This window comes from Ferrimonas balearica (assembly GCF_019802085.1).
Taxonomy (GTDB): domain Bacteria; phylum Pseudomonadota; class Gammaproteobacteria; order Enterobacterales; family Shewanellaceae; genus Ferrimonas; species Ferrimonas balearica_B.
Map to the genome: position 1 here is coordinate 124,454 of NZ_JAHVHV010000006.1, position 15,227 is coordinate 139,680.

Annotated in this window: 18 protein-coding genes; 12 read left to right on the forward strand and 6 right to left on the reverse strand. The window is 66.3% G+C overall.

Annotation, left to right across the window (positions count from 1 at the left end; translation table 11 throughout):
- Positions 1–23 precede the first annotated feature (23 nt).
- The 3 genes from KUV81_RS18630 (at position 24) to glnG (ending at position 3,121) form a co-directional block, all read left to right on the forward strand.
- Positions 24–581, forward strand: a complete 558-nt coding sequence (locus KUV81_RS18630; protein WP_222545404.1) for a DUF4124 domain-containing protein — start codon at positions 24–26, stop codon at positions 579–581.
- Between the two features lie 75 nt (positions 582–656).
- The gene (gene glnL / locus KUV81_RS18635) at positions 657–1,712 is read left to right on the forward strand and encodes a nitrogen regulation protein NR(II) (RefSeq protein ID WP_222545405.1); all 1,056 of its coding nucleotides are present in this window, start codon (positions 657–659) and stop codon (positions 1,710–1,712) included.
- Entirely contained in the window at positions 1,709–3,121 is a 1,413-nt protein-coding gene (gene glnG, locus KUV81_RS18640; protein ID WP_222545406.1) for a nitrogen regulation protein NR(I), read from the forward strand. The genes glnL and glnG overlap by 4 nt, the downstream gene beginning before the upstream one ends.
- A gap of 36 nt (positions 3,122–3,157) precedes the next feature.
- On the opposite strand, the gene KUV81_RS18645 is transcribed toward glnG, so the two are convergent.
- Complete coding sequence (locus KUV81_RS18645) at positions 3,158–4,033, reverse strand: cation diffusion facilitator family transporter (RefSeq protein ID WP_222545407.1); 876 nt, start codon at positions 4,031–4,033, stop codon at positions 3,158–3,160.
- Positions 4,034–4,076: 43 nt separating this feature from the next.
- On the reverse strand, positions 4,077–4,565 hold the full coding sequence (locus KUV81_RS18650) for a Spy/CpxP family protein refolding chaperone (protein WP_222545408.1): 489 nt from the start codon (positions 4,563–4,565) through the stop codon (positions 4,077–4,079).
- A 149-nt stretch (positions 4,566–4,714) separates the two neighbouring features.
- On the opposite strand from KUV81_RS18650, the gene KUV81_RS18655 reads away from it, so the two are divergent.
- A complete protein-coding gene (locus tag KUV81_RS18655) occupies positions 4,715–5,401 on the forward strand; it encodes a response regulator (protein WP_222545409.1) in 687 nt (228 codons plus the stop codon).
- Between the two features lie 2 nt (positions 5,402–5,403).
- Positions 5,404–6,774 (forward strand): ATP-binding protein, encoded by a 1,371-nt coding sequence (locus KUV81_RS18660; RefSeq protein ID WP_315900104.1) that lies wholly within the window; start codon positions 5,404–5,406, stop codon positions 6,772–6,774.
- Here KUV81_RS18660 and KUV81_RS18665 read toward each other — a convergent pair.
- Entirely contained in the window at positions 6,771–7,616 is an 846-nt protein-coding gene (locus KUV81_RS18665; protein ID WP_222545410.1) for a sulfurtransferase, read from the reverse strand. The genes KUV81_RS18660 and KUV81_RS18665 overlap by 4 nt on opposite strands.
- Positions 7,617–7,730: 114 nt before the next feature.
- Between KUV81_RS18665 and KUV81_RS18670 the strand changes: the two genes are divergently transcribed.
- A complete protein-coding gene (locus KUV81_RS18670) occupies positions 7,731–8,195 on the forward strand; it encodes a tRNA (cytidine(34)-2'-O)-methyltransferase (protein WP_222545411.1) in 465 nt (154 codons plus the stop codon).
- A gap of 45 nt (positions 8,196–8,240) precedes the next feature.
- Positions 8,241–8,765: a DUF2058 domain-containing protein gene (locus tag KUV81_RS18675; RefSeq protein WP_222545412.1), complete on the forward strand. Its 525-nt coding sequence runs from the start codon at positions 8,241–8,243 to the stop codon at positions 8,763–8,765.
- A 46-nt stretch (positions 8,766–8,811) separates the two neighbouring features.
- On the opposite strand, the gene KUV81_RS18680 is transcribed toward KUV81_RS18675, so the two are convergent.
- On the reverse strand, positions 8,812–9,234 hold the full coding sequence (locus tag KUV81_RS18680) for a YbaY family lipoprotein (protein ID WP_222545413.1): 423 nt from the start codon (positions 9,232–9,234) through the stop codon (positions 8,812–8,814).
- Between the two features lie 42 nt (positions 9,235–9,276).
- Positions 9,277–9,963, reverse strand: coding sequence for a DUF2461 domain-containing protein (locus KUV81_RS18685; protein WP_222545414.1), 687 nt, complete (start codon positions 9,961–9,963; stop codon positions 9,277–9,279).
- A 167-nt stretch (positions 9,964–10,130) separates the two neighbouring features.
- Between KUV81_RS18685 and fusA the strand changes: the two genes are divergently transcribed.
- The 5 genes from fusA (at position 10,131) to KUV81_RS18710 (ending at position 14,619) form a co-directional block, all read left to right on the forward strand.
- Complete coding sequence (gene fusA, locus KUV81_RS18690; protein ID WP_315900105.1) at positions 10,131–12,188, forward strand: elongation factor G; 2,058 nt, start codon at positions 10,131–10,133, stop codon at positions 12,186–12,188.
- A gap of 95 nt (positions 12,189–12,283) precedes the next feature.
- Positions 12,284–13,312 carry a P1 family peptidase gene (locus KUV81_RS18695; protein WP_222545415.1) on the forward strand — a complete coding sequence of 343 codons (1,029 nt, stop codon included), beginning with the start codon at positions 12,284–12,286 and terminating at the stop codon, positions 13,310–13,312.
- 85 nt (positions 13,313–13,397) lie between these two features.
- Positions 13,398–14,018 carry a DedA family protein gene (locus KUV81_RS18700; protein WP_222545416.1) on the forward strand — a complete coding sequence of 207 codons (621 nt, stop codon included), beginning with the start codon at positions 13,398–13,400 and terminating at the stop codon, positions 14,016–14,018.
- Positions 14,019–14,082: 64 nt separating this feature from the next.
- Positions 14,083–14,295, forward strand: a complete 213-nt coding sequence (locus KUV81_RS18705; RefSeq protein WP_222545417.1) for a hypothetical protein — start codon at positions 14,083–14,085, stop codon at positions 14,293–14,295.
- A gap of 87 nt (positions 14,296–14,382) precedes the next feature.
- Positions 14,383–14,619, forward strand: a complete 237-nt coding sequence (locus KUV81_RS18710; RefSeq protein ID WP_222545418.1) for a hypothetical protein — start codon at positions 14,383–14,385, stop codon at positions 14,617–14,619.
- Between the two features lie 62 nt (positions 14,620–14,681).
- Here the strand turns inward: KUV81_RS18710 and KUV81_RS18715 are convergent, their stop codons facing one another.
- Positions 14,682–15,227 carry an NnrU family protein gene (locus KUV81_RS18715; protein ID WP_222545419.1) on the reverse strand — a complete coding sequence of 182 codons (546 nt, stop codon included), beginning with the start codon at positions 15,225–15,227 and terminating at the stop codon, positions 14,682–14,684.

Here is a 15,227-nt window from a genome sequence, read left to right on the forward strand (position 1 = left end):
GTCATATCGACAAGGAGCGCGACATGGAACGCCCACTGCTTCTGGCAGCCCTGGTGATGGCCCTGGCCACCCCGGCGTCCGCCGCCATCTACAAATGGACGGACGACAAGGGCCAGGTGCACTATTCCGACAAACCCCGGGAGGGGGCCGAACCCATCGAAGTGGACACCAGCAAGGCCACCACCATCGAACTGGTCTCTCCCCGCCCCATCACCAACACGCCGCCACCGGAGGTGCTGGAGGCCCCCAGCTACCGCATCAAGCTGATCGAGCCCGACTCCGAGGCCACGGTGCGGGACAACAACGGTCAGCTCAACCTCAGCATCAGCCTGGAGCCCGAGCTGTTGCCCGATCACCGCATCGAGCTGTTGCTCGACGGCGAGGTGGTGCGCACCGTTGGCGGGGCCGGATCCTTTGCCCTGGACAACCTGGATCGGGGCGAACACAGCCTTCAGGCCCGGGTGATTGACGAAAACGGCAAAGTCCTTGCATCAAGTGGGAAAAGGACGGTATTCCTGCACCGCCACTCCCGCCTGATCCCGCCATTGCGGCCGCAACCCCGGTCCGATGGGGGTTCCTGAGCGGCAAGGCTATGCACCAATTTGGTGCAGTGCTAAGGTGGTGCACAACGCCAGGGCAATGAGGGCCGCACCACCATGGATCTCCATAAGGATCCCGAGTTTCTCCATCACCTTTCCACCGCCGTACTGGTGCTGGATCCCCAGTTTCAGGTGGCCTACGCCAACCTGGCCACGGAACAGCTGCTGGGGCTGGGCCACCGGCGGCTGATCGGCTGCCCGGTCTCCCAGCTCTACAGCCAGCTGGCCACCGACATCGGCCTGCTGCGTCAGACCCTGAACCAAGAGCAGGGCCAAACCCTCTACGCCATCTCCCTGGTGACCCTGGAGGGGCAGCACCACACGGTGGATCTCATCTTTACCCCGCTGGAAGCCCAGCGCACCCTGGTGGAAGCCCGGGTGGTGGATCACCAGCAGCGGATCAGCCAGGAGCTGCAGCACTACGCCCAGCAGCACGCCGCCCAGTTGCTGGTGCGGGGCTTGGCCCATGAGATCAAAAACCCCCTGGGGGGCCTGCGCGGGGCGGCCCAGCTGCTGGAGCGGGAGCTGACGGATCCCGAGCTCAAGGAGTTCACCGGCATCATCATCGAGCAGTCGGACCGGCTGCGCAGCCTAGTGGACCGCCTGCTGGGCCCCCAGCATCCCGGCACCTGGGCCGAGAGCAACGTCCACCGCCTGCTGGAGCAGGTGGCCCGGCTGTGCGAGATGGAGAGCGCCGGCCAGCTGGTGTTCGAGCGCGACTACGACCCCTCGATCCCCGATTTCCTGATGGACGATGAGCAGCTGCAACAGGCCCTGCTCAACATCCTGCGCAACGCCGTGCAGGCGATGGAGGGGCAGGGCCGCATCGTGCTGCGCACCCGCAGCCAGGGCCAGACCACCATCGCCGGTCGCCGCCACCGCCAGGTGGTGGCCGTCAGCATCATCGACGACGGCCCGGGCATCGACCCAGCCATCAAAGACACCCTGTTCTACCCCATGGTGACCAACAAGGCCGACGGCAGCGGGCTGGGCCTCTCCATCGCCCAGAAGATCGTCAGTCAGCATCAGGGCCGGATCGAGCTGGAAAGCTGGCCCGGCCACACCGAATTCACCCTGCTTTTGCCGATGACGTTGTCCAAGGAGGCACAATGAGCGAACAAGTCTGGATCCTCGATGACGACAGCTCCATTCGATGGGTGCTGGAGCGCGCCTTCAAGCGGGAGGGGCTCTCCAACGCCAGCTTCGCCAGTGCCGAGTCGCTGTGGCAGGCCCTCGAGGGCGGCCAACCCCAAGTGATCGTCTCCGACATCCGCATGCCCGGCACCGATGGGCTCACCCTGCTGGAGCGAATCAAGCAGCACTACCCAGATCTGCCGGTGATCATCATGACCGCCCACTCGGATCTGGACTCCGCGGTGGGCGCCTACCAGTCCGGCGCCTTCGAGTACCTGCCCAAGCCCTTCGACATCGACGAGGCGGTGGCCCTGGTGCGCCGGGCCCTGGAGCACGCTGCCGCCCGCACCCCTCAGCCCAGCACCAAGGCGGAGGCGGTGCCGGGGATCATCGGCGAGGCCCCGGCGATGCAGGAGGTGTTTCGCGCCATCGGCCGCCTCGCCCGCTCCTCCATCAGCGTGCTGATCAACGGCCAGTCCGGCACCGGTAAGGAGCTGGTGGCCCACGCCCTGCACAAGCACAGCCCCCGGGCCAGCGCCCCCTTTGTGGCGCTCAATATGGCCGCCATCCCCAAGGATCTCATCGAGTCGGAGCTGTTCGGCCACGAGAAGGGGGCCTTCACCGGCGCCGCCGGGGTGCGACAGGGCCGCTTCGAGCAGGCCAACGGAGGCACCCTGTTTCTGGATGAGATCGGCGACATGCCGCTGGATGTGCAGACTCGCCTGCTGCGGGTGCTGGCGGACGGTCAGTTCTATCGGGTGGGGGGCCACAGCGCCATTAAGGTGGACGTGCGCATCGTCGCCGCCACCCACCAGGACCTGGAGACCCGGGTGGCCGAGGGGCAGTTCCGGGAGGATCTCTTCCACCGCCTCAACGTCATCCGTGTCCAGCTGCCGCCGCTCAAGGAGCGGGCCGAGGACATCCCGGCCCTGACCCGCCACTTCCTGGCGGCCGCCGCCCAGGAGCTGGGGGTGGAGGCCAAGCGCCTCAGCCTGGAGGCGGAGCGCCGCCTGTGTGCCCTGCCCTGGCCCGGGAACGTCCGCCAGCTGGAGAACGCCTGTCGCTGGATGACGGTGATGGCCTCGGGTCAGGAGATCCTGGCGGACGATCTGCCGCCGGAGCTCAAAGGGGCCCTGGGGGGCGCGCCCACCGTGGGCGACGCGACCCCCAACGGCGACTGGACCTCGCTGTTGGCCAGCTGGGCCAACCGGGCCCTGGCAGAGGGGGAAACCAACCTGCTGCAGGACGCCCAGCCGGCCTTCGAGCGCACCCTGCTCACCAGCGCCCTGAGCCACACCCGGGGCCACAAACAGGAGGCCGCACGGCTGCTGGGTTGGGGGCGTAACACCCTGACCCGCAAGCTCAAAGAGCTCAATATGGACGAATAACAACAGCGCGCCGAAATGGCGCGCTGTTGTGGGGATTTAAACCGGGTCCTGGTGGACGATGACGTCACTGCCGGGGAAGGCACTGCGTATTCGCTCCTCCACCGCGTCGGCCAGCGTATGGGCGTCGCGCAGCGGCAGGTTGCCGTCCAGCTCCAGGTGCATCTGCACACAGAGGGTGTGGCCGGAGCGACGGGTGCGCAGATCGTGCAGCCCCCGTACCGACGGGTCCTCCAGCACCAGCGCCTCCACCTGCTCCCGAACCTCCGGCTCCGCTTCCCGGTCCAGCAGCAGCTGTACCGCCTCCTGGCCCAGGCCCCAGGCGCCGTAGCCAATGTAGAGGGCGATGATCACCGCGAACACCCCGTCGGCCCACAACAGCCCCTGGCTGGCCAGCGCCAGCGCCACCAGCACGGCACCATTGAGCAGCAAGTCCGAACGGTAGTGCAGGGCGTCGGCGGCCACGGCGGTTGAGCCGGTGACGGCGATGGCCCGCTTCTGGATCGCCAGCAGCACCAAGGTGGCGACGATGGCGAACAGGGTCACGCCGATGCCGATCATCGAGTGTTGAACCGGGGCGGGGTTGAGGATGCGGTCGGCGCCATGGAACAGCAGCAGCATGGCGGAGCCAAGGATAAAGCCGGACTGCACTAGGGTGGCCAAAGGTTCGGCTTTGCCGTGACCGAAGCGGTGGTGCTGATCCGCCGGCAGCAGGGCCACCCTCAGCGCGTAGAAGTTCACCAGGGAGGCCATGGCGTCCATCATGGAGTCGGTGAGGGAGGCCAGCAGACTGGCGGAGCCGGAGTAGAACCAGGCGATCAGCTTGGCCAGGATCAGGATGGAGGCGGTGGCCACCGAGGCGCGGGTGGCCACCCGGATCCAGAAGGCGTACTGTTCAGGTTGGGTGGGCGACATGAAGGGTCCGATTCATCGATTCAGTGCCGCCCAGTTTACCATTTCACTGGCCGTGGTGGGCCCGGAAACGCTCGATACGCTTGTCCGCTTTTTCCGCCAGCTTGGCTTTTTGCTCGTCAGTAAGCAGCTGAATGATTTCGTGTTGCAGCTTCAGCCGCGCCAGCTCACGCTCGGTCTGCTTGGCCTGACGCTCGGCGATCAGGGCACGGGCGGCGGCTTCATCAAAGGTCGGGCTGGTCATCAGCGCCTGGCGGGCGGCCATCTGGGCCTCAACCTGGGTCAGATCCCGCTGGGGCTTCTCCCCCTTGGACTCGTGGGCCTGCTTGATCAGCGCCTTGACCTGGGCTTTCTGCTCGTCGGTCAGATCCAGGCCGCGCAGCATCTTGCGCACTTCGCCACCGTGGTGGCCGCGGTGTTCACCGTGTTTGGCGTGGTGGCCCTCACCGTGGCCCCCTTTGCCCGGGTAAGCCATCACGGCAACAGAAGTGGAGGCCAGGGCGGTGACCAGCAGGAGTTTGGCAGCGGTTTTCATGGTGTGTGTCCTCGTCGTCAATACCACGGTGCAAAGCGTACCAAGGTCAATGTCAAACAGGGTTTAGGTCGGGTAAAACAGTGTAAAGGTCGCTTGGGCGCCGGCCGGCCATGGGTTAGGCTTGGCCTGAATCGATAAGAGGGTGAGTCATGAATCGGATCTTACTGGTGGAAGACGACCAGGGTCTGTGCGAACTGCTGGGCCAACTGCTGGAGCTGGAAGGCTTCGAGCTGACCATCTGCCAGGATGGTCCCAGCGGCCTGACGGCGGCGCAAAGCGGCCAGCATGATCTGGTGCTGCTGGACGTGATGCTGCCGGGACTCAACGGATTCGATCTGCTGCGCCAGTTGCGGCAGAAGAGCGAAGTGCCGGTGTTGATGCTGACGGCCCGGGGCGACGACATCGACCGGGTGGTGGGGCTGGAGATCGGCGCCGACGACTACCTGCCCAAGCCCTTCAACGACCGGGAGCTCATCGCCCGGATCCGCGCCATCTTGCGCCGCACCAAGGACAAAGAGAGCGGCAGCGCCGGCCAGGACGAACTGGTCAGCGGCGACATCACCCTCTACCCCCGCCGCCAGGAAGCCTGGGTCGGCGACACCCTGCTGCCCCTGACTGCCACCGAGTTCACCCTGCTGCATGAGTTGGTCCAGACCCCCGGGGAACTGGCCAGCAAGGAGCAGCTGTCGGAGACAGTGCTGGGCAAGAAACTGATGCCCTTTGATCGCAGCCTCGACATGCACCTGTCCAACCTGCGCCGCAAACTGCCGGAGCGGGTCGATGGCCGGCCCCGGGTCAAGACGGTGCGTGGCAAGGGCTACATCTGGCTGGATTGACCGTGAAACTGCCTAACCATCTGTTTTTCAAGCTTCTTCTGGCATTCTGGATCACCTCATCTTTGGTCCTGGGGCTGGTTATCGGCCTGCCGCACATGCAGAAGCAGTCGGACCGAGAGCCCCTGGATCCGCGCCTGGCCCAGGTGCTCAACCGCACCGCCGAGCGGATGACCATGACGCCCCCCAACGAGTGGAAACACCTGTCCCACCGTCTGCGTCACTACCAGGACGAGCGGGGCCGGGAGTTTCGCATGAACTTCTACCTGGTGGACAAGGACGGCCGTCCCACCCACCGGGCGGATCGCCGCATGCCCCGGGAGGTGCGCCACTTCCTGCTGGAGCTGGACAGCTACGATGAGCCGATGCGCTTTCGCTTCCCCAACGAGGTGGTGTTTGGCCCCAAACCGGTGCAACTGAATGGCGAGACCCACTACCTGATTGGCAAGATCCGCGCCCCTCATCAGCGCCCCTGGCTGTTCTACCTGATGGCTCATCCGCTGGCCTTCCTGCTGGTGGCGGTGGCCTTCTCCGGCCTGGTGTTCGGCCTGCTGGCCTGGCACCTGGGCAAGCCCCTGCGCCACCTCAAGGACACCGCCGGCGCTCTGGCCAAAGGGGACCTGGACGCCCGGGTTGAGGGGGACACCCTGGGACGGCGGGATGAACTGGGCCAGCTGGCGTCCAGTTTCAACCGCATGGCGGACTCGGTCTCCACCATGGTGAAGGGGCAGCAGAGACTGCTGTCGGGGATCTCCCACGAGCTGCGCACCCCCCTGACCCGGCTGCAACTGGCCCTGGCCCTGGCCCGCAAGAAGGGAGAGGACACGGCAGAGCTGCAGCGCATCGGCCGGGAGGCGGACCAGCTGGACGCCATGATCCGAGAGCTTCTGGCCCTGTCCCGCCTCAACATGCAGATCACCGAGCGCAAGCACCGGCTGGACCTGGTGCAGGCCCTGGGCGACGTCATCGAGGACGCCCGCTTCGAAGCGGAGCAGATGGAGAAGCAGCTGACGGTCAATATGCCGGATCAGTTGCCCTTCAGGGGCATCGAAAATCTGCTGCAGCGGGCGGTGGAGAACCTGCTGCGCAATGCCCTGCGTTACGCCCGGGGCCACGTCAGCCTGGAGATCGCCCGGCTTCCCGGTGAGGTGCTGATCCGCATCAGCGACGATGGGCCCGGTGTCCCGGAAACCGAGCTGGAAACCATCTTCAAGCCCTTCTACCGGGTGGCGGAAGCGCGGGATCGGGACAGCGGCGGCTGGGGGCTGGGACTGGCCATCACCCAGGGCGCCGTCGAAGCGCACCAGGGTCGGGTTCAGGCCAACAATCGCGCCCCCCACGGGCTGACCATGACCATCACCCTGCCGTTGGCCTAAGCCAGCGGCAGATTCGGATCCGCCCCCCACTCCGCCCAGGAGCCGTCGTACACCCGCCACTGCCGGCGTCCCGCCAGCTCCGCCGCCAGCGCCAGGATGCAGGCGGTGACGCCGCTGCCGCAGCTGAACAGGTGGGTCATCTCGGGTTCGGCAAAGCGGGCGAAGATCGCCTCCAGTTCCGCCGCCTCTTTGAAGTGCCCCGCCTCCAGCAGCTCACCGAAGGGCAGGTTCACCGCCCCGGGCATGTGCCCACCCCGCACCCCAGGTCTGGGCTCCGGCTCCTGGGCCAGGAAGCGGCCCGGACTGCGGGCATCGAACACCCGCACCTGGGGCTGCGACAGGGCCTGGGCCAACGCTGGGGCATCAATGCCCCTGGAAGGGTCCGGCTGGGCCCGGTAGGCGGTGGGTTCCACCGGGGTTGGCGCCCCGCTGGCGGTGGTATGACCGGCGGCCAGCCAGGCCGGGAGGCCGCCATCGAGCACCGCCACCCGACGATGCCCCATGGCCCGGAACATCCACCAGGCCCGCGGAGCGGAGAAGACCCCCAGGCTGTCGTACACCACCAGAGTGTCCTCTGACGTCACCCCAAGCTGGCCCACCTCCCGCTCAAACTGGGTCGAGGGCGGCAGCATGTGGGGCAGGGTGCTGTGAGGGTCCGCCAGGGCCCCATCGAAATCAAAGAACCCGGCACCGGGGATCCGACACTGGTGCCACTGGGCCCGGGCATCCCGGCCGTCGCCGGGCAGAAACCAGCTGGCGTCCAGGACGCTCAGCCCCTCCTGGCCCAGCCGTTCGGCCAGCCAGGTTACGGACACCAGGGGGGAGGGAGGAGTGGGAAACATGGCACCTTGTCGATTGACCTTCCAAGCTTTCAGCCTACCCCATCCCCAGCCCGGACGCTTGCCTTTGGCGCAGCGCCGGAGTAAAAGGAGCGCTTCAGCGTCAGGAACCCCGATATGTTTGAAATTGCCCTCTACGAGCCCGAGATCGCGCCCAACACCGGCGCCATCATTCGCCTGTGCGCCAACACCGGCTGTCGTCTGCACCTGATCGAGCCGCTGGGCTTCGACATGGACGAGAAGCGGCTGCGTCGGGCCGGGCTCGACTACGCCGAGCTGACCACGGTGACCCGCTACCCCGACTACCCGGCCTTCCTCGAGGCCATGGCGGGCCGCCGCATCTTCGCCCTGACCACCAAGGGCAGCCGCCCTCACACCGAACCGCGCTACCAACCCGGGGACGTGCTGCTGTTCGGTCCGGAAAGCCGCGGCCTGCCCGTCGAGGTGCGCGAGGCGATCCCCACCGAGCAGCGGATCCGCATCCCCATGAGAGCCGAGGCCCGCTCGCTGAACCTGGCCAACGCCGTCTCCATCGTCAACTACGAGGCCTGGCGCCAACTGGACTTTAACGGCGCGCTTTGAGAGGGTTCGCCTAACGCGCTTTGCTCCTAATTACGAGGTCATCCCATGTCTCTGCAAGACCAACTGCTCAAGGCCGGGCTTGTTTCCAAGCACGACGCCAAGAAGGCCAACAAGGCCAAGCACCGGGCGCTGAAGTCCGGCAAGAAGGTGGTGAACGAAGCCAAGGCGGACGCCGCCCAGAAACGGGCCGAACAGGCCGAGCGGGATCGCCAGCTCAATGCCGAGCGTAAGGCCGAGGCCGAGCAAAAGGCGCTGCAGGCCCAGATCCGCCAGCTGATCACCGTCAACTCACAGCCCCGCGCCGGCGGCGAGGTGGCCTACAACTTCTCCGACAACGGCAAGATCACCAAGATCCTGGTGACCCCGGCGTTGCAGCAAGGGCTGGTCAATGGTCAGTTGGCCATCGCCCGGCTGGACGACCAGTACCACCTGGTCGCTGCCGCGGTGGCCGAGAAGGTGGCCCAGCGGGACGACAAGGCGATCGTGATGCTGAACGACAAGCCGGAGAATCAGCCGGACGAGGACGATCCCTACGCCGAGTTCCAGATCCCCGATGACCTGATGTGGTAAGCCAAAAACGCCCGCGAATCGCGGGCGTTTTTCTTTGTCCGTTGGCCTACTGGCCGGCGGCCCGCACCTGGATGGCCATCTCCCCCTCGTTGGCGAAGGGATCGATGTGGCTGTCGTTGATGAACTTCAGGGCGCTGCCCTCCTCGATGCGCACCCGCAGGCCATAGCGGTGACGCTCCTGGATGCGGGTCGGGTCGTATTGCAGCGCGAAGGGGAAGGGGGGCGGCCCCTGCACCTCGAAGCTCAGGCTGCTCACCGGCTCGGCGGCCACATCCATCTTGGAGATGTCCTCCAGGGTGACCGTCATCATGGTGCCGGGCTTAAGCAGAATGCGCTCCCGGTAGCTCACCTGGCCGGTCAGGGTGGCCATCTCGGCCGCCGCCGAAGGGGGCTCGGTGGGGGCCTCGCCCCCGCATCCGGTCAGCACTACTCCCACCGCCAGCAGCGGCACCATCAATATTCTTTTCATCATCCTTCCTCCCTGTGTTGACCTCATGAGTATAGGGGCCGGTCAGAACGGCACCTTCATCGCCTGGCAGAGGAAACGCATAAAGGGATCCGCCGCCTGGTAGGCCTCCTCCATCCGATCCAGCAGGCTCTCCCCCAGCACCTGATCATCCCTCAGGTTCATCACGGCGATGAAGTCCTTGCGCTTGAGGTCCTCCAGCATGGGGTTGTCCTTGTCGTAGCCCTTGGGGGGCCGCACCAGGCTGTCTCCGGACAGGGAAAACCGGCTGCAAAATTCACCGTCGTCCCGGGCCGCCAGCCAGCGAATGGGGGAGGCGTCGATCGCCTCGCGGATCCCCGCCAGGGCCTTGGGCTCCGGGTGCCAGCTGCCCACTCCGAGAAAGCAGTTACCGGGTTGTACGTGCAGGTAGTAGCCCGGGGCGTGCACGTCCTTGCCCAGGTCGTGACGAAACTGGATGCCGACGTTGAGCTTGATGGGGGCTTTGTTCTTGGAGAAGCGGGTGTCGCGGTAGGGCCGCATCAGCGAACCGCCCACCTTGCGCGCATCGGCGCGAAACCGCGGGGCAAACTCCGCCAGCCGGGGGGCAAAGCTGGCAATGACGTCCAGTGCCGGCCCGCGGACCTGCTCTTCATACCGCGCCTTGTTGTCGTTGAACCAGTCCCGGGTGTTGTTGGCCTCCAACTGGGTTAAAAAGGCCAGCGTTTCAGTGGCAAAGTAGCCGTCGTTCATACCCTCTCCCTGCCCGCAATGGGCTGCGCGGTCTATGCTGATGATCACCCTCCCCAAAAGCCTGCGAAAGGGACCCAGGATCCCAGGGGATCCCAAGGATCAGTGATTAAGCTGATCCCGGTCAAATCCTAGCCGTCTCGGCCCCCCTATAGTCAAGGGTGCACCTGATGGATTTAGGACAACAGGAGGCAGACATGCCCGAGTATCGCACCGAACAGATAAGGAATGCGGCTCTACTGGGCCACACCGGCAGCGGCAAATCCAGTCTACTGGAAGCCCTGCTGTATGGCGCTAGGGCCATCAGCTCGCGCGGCAGGGTCGACAACGGCACTAACCATGCCGATTTCACCCCGCAGGAAAAAGCGCACCACCACAGTCTAGAAGCATCCTTCCTCTCCCTCGACCACCAACAGACTCACATCAACCTCATCGACACCCCCGGACTGCCCGATTTCTTCGGCCGTGCCCAGCTGGTGCTGCCGGCGGTGGAAGGGGTGATCCTGGTGCTCAATGCCGGCCGCGGCATCGAACCTGTGGCCCAGCGCGCCTTCGAAGAGGCCCGGCGCCAGGGTAAGTCGATGCTGATCGTCATCAACCACATGGACGGCAACGGCGACGCCCTGGAGGAGGTGCTGGAGCAGATCCAGACCCAGTTTGGCCATGGCTGTCTGCCCCTGAACCTGCCCAATGCCGACTGCAGCGACGTGGTCGACTGCTACTTCAAACCCGATTACGACACCCCCACCCGGTTCGGCGACGCCCAAAGCTGCCATGATGAACTGATCGACACCGTGGTGGAGCAGGATGAAGCGCTGATGGAGCTCTACCTGGAGCAGGATGAGTCCATCACCCCCGAGCAGCTGCACGCCCCCCTGGAACAGGCCCTGCGCCAGGGTGAACTGGTGCCGGTGTGCTTTGCCAGCGCCGAGCAGGACATCGGCATCGCCCACCTGCTGGACGTGCTGGCCCAGGTGATGCCCAATCCGCTGGAAGCCAATCCCCCGCAGTTCGTCAACGGCTGGGATGACAAGGCCGAGCCCGTTGAGCTCTCCCTGTCGGCGGAAGATCACCTGCTGGCCCACGTGTTCCGGCTCAACATCGATCCCTTCGTGGGGCGCCTCGGCGTCTTCCGGGTGCACCAGGGCACCGTCCGCAATGGCCAGAAGCTGTTTATCGGCGCGGACCGCAAGCCCATCAAGGTCACCCACCTGCTGAAACTGCAGGGTCGGGAGCAGATCGAAGTGGCCGAAGCGGGCCCGGGGGACATCTGTGCCCTGGCCAAGATCGACGGTCTGGAGGTGAACGCCATCCTTCACGACAACCATGAGGAGGACAACTTCCACATGGTGGCCCTGGATCTGCCCCAGCCGCTGTTCGGCCTGGCGGTGCGGCCCAAGCGCCGCGGCGACGAGCAGAAACTGGCGGAGGTGCTGCACAAGCTGGTGGCCGAAGATCCCAGCTTGCAAGTCACCCACGCCGGGGCGGAGAACGAAACCGTGCTGCAGGGGCTGGGGGATCTGCACGTGCAGATCGCCCTGGAGAAAGCCCAGCAGGTGTTCAACCTGGACATGGACACCCAGCGCCCCTCGGTGGCCTACCGGGAAACCATCAATGGCCAGGCGGAAGCCCGCTACCGTCACAAGAAGCAGACCGGTGGCGCCGGCCAGTTTGGCGAGGTGCACCTGATGGTGGAACCCCTGCCCCGGGGCAGCGGCTTCCAGTTCGCTTCCAAGGTGGTCGGGGGCGCCATCCCCAGCCAGTTCATCCCCGCCGTGGAGAAGGGGGTGAAGGAGGCGATGAACGAAGGGGTGCTGGCCGGCTTCCCGATGCAGGACATCCGCGTGGTGGTGCTGGACGGCAAACACCACCCGGTGGACTCCAAGGAGATCGCCTTTTTGACCGCCGGTAAGAAGGCGTTCCTGGAGGCGGTGATGGAAGCCCAGCCGGTGATCCTCGAGCCCATCGTCGACATGCACGTCCAGGTGCCCCAGGAGAAGATGGGGGACATCACCGGGGATCTCAGCGCCCACCGCGCCATGGTGTGCGGCACCCAGGCCCTGGCCAATCGTCAGGTGGACATCAACGCCGAGGCGCCGTTGGCGGCCCTGGACGACTACGCCACCCGCCTCAAGGCGATGACCGGCGGTGAGGGGCAACTCTCCATGGCCTTCAGCCGCTACGAGGTGGTGCCGCCCAACGTGCAGCAGCAGCTGATCCAGCACTGAAGTGCATAAAATGCGGCGGCCCCCGGGCCGCCGCTTGTTTTCCGCCCCCCATCGGCCTAGAGTCAGGGCCACCTCCACACCAACGCCCAACCGCCATGAAACCCTGGATTGCCCTCCTTGGCCTGCTGGCCCTGCCCCTGGCCGCGCAGCCCCATGACCCCAACGCCCTCTTCGCCATCGAGGGACTCAAGATCGGCCAGCTGAGCGATCCCAAGGGGCTGACCGGCGTCACGGTGCTGCGCTTCGACGCCGGGGCCACCGCCTCGGTGGATGTGCGTGGCGCCGCCCCGGGCACCCGGGAGACCGATCTCCTCAAGCCGGAGAACCTGGTGGATAAGGTGCACGCCATCGTCCTGACCGGCGGCAGCGCCTTTGGCCTGGACGCCATGAGCGGGGTGGCCCGCCAGCTCGAGTCCGAGGGGATCGGCTTCGACACCGGGGTGGCCCGGGTGCCCATCGTCACCGGCGCGGTGCTGTTTGACCTGGCCCTGGGGGATCCCAAGGCCCGACCGGACGCCGCCATGGGCCAACAGGCCGCCAAGGGCGCCAAGCGGGACGGCCTGAGCGAAGGCAATGTTGGCGCCGGCACCGGCGCCAGTGTCGGCAAGATCCGCGGCATGGCCCACGCCACCAAGTCCGGCCTCGGCGTTTACAGCGTTACCCTGGACAACGGCCTGGTGGTGGGCGCCGTGGTGGCGGTCAACGCCTGGGGCGACGTCTACGACCGGCGGGGGCAGATCCTGGCGGGCACCCGGGATGAGCAGGGCTTCATCCCCGGCACGGCACTCATCTTCCAGGGGGCCAGCGAGCCGGGCTTTGTCGGCCGCAACACCACCATCGGCGCCATCGTCACCAACGCCACCCTGACCAAATCCCAGGCGCTGAAGGTCGCCCAGATGGCCCACGATGGCTACGCCCGGGCGATCCGGCCGGTGCACAGCCTCAACGATGGCGACGCCATCTTCGCCGCCGGCACCGGCGAGCTGGGGCCGGTGGACGTCAACACCCTGGGGGTGATCGCCGCCGAGGTGATGGAAACCGCCATCCACCGGGCGGTGCAGGCGGCGCAGCCGGCCGGCGGCCTGCCGGCGGCCAGGGATCTGGCCACGCCGGCCAGCCCCTAGCCCCAAACCCCGAAACTGGCCCCCGGATCACACCGGGGCGCCCCACATTCCCTTACCCTGACCTTTTCCAATCGGCCCCGGAACCATGCTGGACAGTCTTCAACCCCTGATCACCGACCTGGCCCCCTACCTGCAACAGTACGGCCTCTGGATCCTGGCGCTGGCCATCGCCGTGGAGGGAGTCGGGATCCCCGCCCCGGGTCAGTCGCTGCTGATCGTCGCCGCGGTGCTCGCCGCCGGGGGGGATCTCTCCCTGACCGGCGTCCTCACCGTGGCCACCTTAAGCGCCTTTTTCGGCAACCTGGCCGGATACTTTATCGGCCTTAAGGGAGACCGCTGGCTGCGCCGCCGTGGCTGGCTGTCCGAGCGCACCGAGCAGCGGCTGCACGCCTTTATCACCCGCCACGGCACCAGCGCCATGGTGATCAGCCGCTTTGTCGAGGGCTTGAAGCAGACCCTGCCCCTGGGGACCGGCCTGGCCCAGATGCCCCTGGCCGCCTTCCTGCTGGCCAATGCCCTGGCCAGCCTGATCTGGGTGGCGGTGTTTGGCGCCGCCCCGGCCCTGCTCCGCCACCACTTCGCCAGTTTGCAAAGCCTCTACCAGTTGCACCCCATGGCGGTCTGGGGCGTGGGCCTCAGCCTGCTGCTGGCCACCGCCGGCGGCCTCTGGCACCGGGCCCGTCGCCGCACGGCCGAGATCCGTTAGGCGCCCCCCTTGACACCCCGACGCGTTGCGCCCGAAATGGGTAAGGAGACGAGAGGGGGACACCATGCTATTTGATGTCTATGGACAGCGCCTGTCGGTGCGGCGCATCGACGGCCAGTGGCAGCTGTTTCGCGAGTCCGATACCGGACTGCGCAGTCGAGTCCGGGAGGTGGTGATCCCGCCGGATCTGGAGGCCGAGGCGATCGCCCGCTACCTGGCGGATCTCTACCACGAGCACGCCCGCCCTGGTCACGACGAGATACGCCGACTGGACTGAGTCGGGCAGCGCTGTCACGGCCAAGCTTGCCCTGCGGCCTCCCTTGGGCGACCTTGGGGCTTATCGCCATGGAAGGGGAGGAAATCGGTGAAAATCGCTCTGCTGCTGGCCCTGGCTGGGGCCCTGATCGGCCTGTTTGTCGCCCCCTACACCCCCTTATGGATCTTGGTGTGTGCTCTGCTGATGGCGGCGCTGCACCGCTACCCCATCCACTACCCCTCCCGTTCCCAGGTGGCCAGCCAGGCGCGCCAGACACTGCGTTGGTGGGCCAGCCCGCTGCCCTACCTGGCGCTGTTGCTGCTGGTCTTTCTCTGGCTCACCTAACCTTGGTGAGCCAACAAAAAAGGGCGCCCAGCGGCGCCCTTTTGCGTCAAGACTGACGGACTCTAACGCCCCATCACCGCCACCCCGAACAGGTAGGGGTGGGCCAGCAGCAGCGCCACGTAGAGCCCCAGGGCCACCACCGCCACCAGCAGCTCGTGGCGGCCGGTGTAGTCACTGCGTCGCTTGCTGCGGGAACGGAAGATCGCCACCAGGCTGTAGAGGCCGAAGCCGCCGAACAGCACCAGGGAGGCCAGATCGCCGTTGGCCAGCAGGTGGGCCAGGGCCCAGATCACGAAGGACCAGAGCATGGGGTTGGCGGTCAGCCCCTTAAGCTTGCCCCCCAGCAGGTAGGTGATCAGCAGGTAGCAGGCCACCAGCATCAGCAGCGGCGCCAGGTGCCGGGTCCAGACCGGCGGCACCCACACCGACAGATACTGGGCCTGGCCCTTGCCCCAGGCAGCCAGGACCACGGCCGCCAGGGAGAGCAGGGCGAAGATCCCCTTGTAGAGGGGCTCACCCATGGCCCCCACCAGCCGGGCCCGCAAGGCAGTGCCCGGCAGCAGGTGAAGGGCGATAAAGCTCAACATCCCCAGCAGTAACCAGGTCAT